The organism is Marinobacter sp. C1S70 (genome assembly GCF_000475355.1).
GTDB lineage: Bacteria > Pseudomonadota > Gammaproteobacteria > Pseudomonadales > Oleiphilaceae > Marinobacter > Marinobacter nauticus.
This window is the reverse complement of record NZ_AXBW01000070.1, coordinates 1-427: the sequence shown is the minus strand read 5'-3', so window position 1 is coordinate 427 and position 427 is coordinate 1. Positions and strand designations below refer to the sequence as shown.

Here is a 427-nt window from a genome sequence, read left to right as displayed (position 1 = left end):
CAAATTTGCCGCAGAGCGCGGCGTTAAATTTCACTACAACGGAGTTTGTATGAATATCGAACAACTGGCAGAAAAGCTTAAACCATGGATGCAGGTAGATACTTGGCACACCACTCACCCAAGGGACTCTGAACGCTTCCATCTCGCTCTCAACTCCGCATTCTCTGAATTCGGTAATTCGATCAGTTATGACGATTTCAAAGATGCAATGGAATATCTGTCAGAGGATCTTCCATCAGCAAAGCTTGAGGCAGAGTATTTGGCTCAAACAATTGAGCGGCATGCTTCAAAGGCAGAAACTATTTCTAGTTATCTATCCGACGTAAAAATTTAACAAGGCGCAGCAGTTCGCGGCCGGTGGCCGCCGGACGCCCTTTACGTGGCTCCTTCGTCGCCACTCCAAGGTCGCCGCTGTGCTTCGGCGTTA

1 protein-coding gene is annotated in these 427 nt (G+C 48.5%); it reads left to right on the top strand.

Features of this window, described 5'->3' with window-relative positions; translation table 11 throughout:
* The coding region (locus Q669_RS15410; protein WP_227501129.1) for a hypothetical protein at positions 1-334 on the top strand (334 nt) is incomplete at its 5' end.
* Between the last annotated feature and the right edge of the window lie 93 nt (positions 335-427).